This is a genomic window from Streptomyces sp. SID14436 (genome assembly GCF_010548465.1).
GTDB lineage: Bacteria > Actinomycetota > Actinomycetes > Streptomycetales > Streptomycetaceae > Streptomyces.
Map to the genome: position 1 here is coordinate 1 of NZ_JAAGMD010000775.1, position 2,259 is coordinate 2,259.

Annotated in this window: 2 protein-coding genes; both read left to right on the plus strand. The window is 76.4% G+C overall.

Annotated elements, in window-relative coordinates; genetic code table 11:
* On the plus strand, window positions 1-972 hold a 972-nt coding region (locus G3I53_RS28125; protein WP_164438913.1), incomplete at its 5' end, for an exopolysaccharide biosynthesis polyprenyl glycosylphosphotransferase.
* Between the two features lie 5 nt (window positions 973-977).
* Window positions 978-2,259: O-antigen ligase family protein (locus tag G3I53_RS28130; RefSeq protein WP_164438914.1), on the plus strand; the 1,282-nt coding region annotated here is incomplete at its 3' end.

Consider the following 2,259-nt stretch of genomic DNA (forward strand, 5'->3'; position numbering starts at 1 on the left):
CACCGGCGGCGGCGGGTCCGGCTGCTGCACCGGCCGCACGCCGCGCTCGTCGTGGGTCCGGCGCCGGTGGCCCGGCGGGTGGCCGCGGCCCTGCTCCGCCATCCGGCGTGCGGGGTGCGGCCGGTGGGGATCGTCTCGGAGGACCCGGACGGTGTCGCCGGGCTGCCCGTGCTGACCACCGGGGAGGAGGTCGAACGCGCCCTGATCCAGAACGGGGTGCGGGAGGTCCTCGTCGTGCACCCCTCGGTACGGCTGCGGCAGGCACCGCTGCTGCGGGCGCTGGACGAGTCGGGCTGCGCCGTCCGCGAGGTCGACACGGACCAGCCGTCGCAGGGCCCCCCGGAGCGGCTCGCCGGGTTCTCCTGCCGCCGCCTGTTCCCGGGCTCCGCCCGCCCGGACGGGGCCGGCAAGCGGGCGCTGGACGTGACGGTGTCCGCCGCGCTGCTGCTGCTGGTCAGCCCGCTGCTGCTGGTGTGCGCGGCGGTGCTGCGCGCGACGGGCGGACCGGGGGTGGTGTTCCGGCAGGAGCGGATCGGGCGGGACGGCCGGCCCTTCACGCTGCTGAAGTTCCGCACCCACCGGCCGGTCGACGCGCACGAGGCGGCGACCCGGTGGAGCGTGGCCGACGAACGCCGGATGCCGTGGTTCTGCCGCTTCCTGCGCCGCACCTCCCTCGACGAGCTGCTCCAGCTGTGGAACGTCCTGCGCGGCGACATGAGCCTGGTCGGCCCGCGCCCCGAACGGCCGTACTTCGTCGCCCAGTTCAGCCAGACCTACCCCGGCTACGCGGCCCGGCACCGGATGCGCACCGGCATCACCGGGCTCGCGCAGGTGCACGGGCTGCGCGGGGACACCTCGATCGAGGACCGGGCGCGGTTCGACAACGCCTACATCGACACCTGGTCGCTGTGGCAGGACGTCTGCATCCTGCTGCGCACCGCCGCCACGCTCGTCCGGCCGACGGGGAGCTGACCACCATGACCCTCCCGGTGCCCGCGCCCCGCGCGCAGGGCGTCACACCGGTGCTGCCCGTGGTGGCGGTGGTCGTCGTCCTGGCCCTGCCGCTCGGCCCTGGCGGCGGCGGGCCGGGCCCCGCCGACGCGCTGTCCGCGCTGGTGGTGGTGTACTGCGCGGTCCGGCTGCTGCGGGGCCGGCGGCGGCCCCTGCCACGCACGGCGGCCGTGGTGTTCGGGCTTCCGGTGGTGGCCCTGGCCCTGGCCGCGGTCACCGCGGTGTCACCGGCCGCCGGGCTCTCCGGGCTCGGCCGCTACCTCCAGGTGTTCGTGCTGGTGCCGCTGGCCGTGCTGCTGCTGATCCGCGACCGGCGGGACTTCCGGCTGCCCGCGTGGGCGCTGGTCGGGCTGGCGGTGTGGCAGGGCGCGGTCGGGGTGCACCAGTACGTGACCCGGACCGGCGCCTCCTACCAGGGTCAGCCGGTGCGGGCGGTGGGCACGTTCGGCGCGCAGGACGTGATGGGCATGGCGACGGTGGTGTCGCTGGGGCTGGTGTGCGCCCTCGGGCTGGCCCTGGGCCGGGCACCGCTGCGGGAACGGCTGGTGGCCGCCGGGTTCGTGCTGGTGCTGCTGCCGCCGCTGGCCCTGTCGTTCAGCCGGGGGGCGTGGATCGCGACGGCGGTGGCGTGCACGGTGCAGTTGCTGCTCGCCGGACTGCGGCGGGCGCTGGCGGCGGGGGCGGTGGTCGCCGCGGTGGCGGTCGTCCTGGCCGGCGGGTTCGGGGTGGGCCAGTCGATGCTGCAGGAGCGCGTCGGCAGCATCACCCGGGTCACCGACACGCCGGACCAGTCGGTGACCGACCGGTACACGATGTGGGCGGCCGCGGCCGGGATGTGGCGCGAACAGCCGTTGACGGGCGTCGGGTTGAAGGGTTTCCCGGAACACCGGGACTCGCACGCCTCCCTCGCGCTGTCCTCGGGCAGCGACACGGAGGGCGCGGGCGCGGCGTTCCGCAGGCAGCCGCTGCTGTCCCCGCACAACATGTACCTGCTGGTCCTCGCCGAGCAGGGGCTGATCGGGCTGCTCGCACTGGCCGGCGGCTGGCTGGCCCTGCTGGGCTGCGCGGTGCGGGGCGTGTGGCGGGCGCGCCGGTCCGGCGGGCCCGGCCTGGACTGCGGTCTGGTGGCGTGCGGGCTGCTGGTCCGGCTGCTGACGGACTTCTCCTACGCGGACATCGGTGGCCCGTCGACCGTGCTGACGGCGGTGTGCCTGGGCCTGGCGGCCTGGTGGGCGCTGGCCGGCGCCA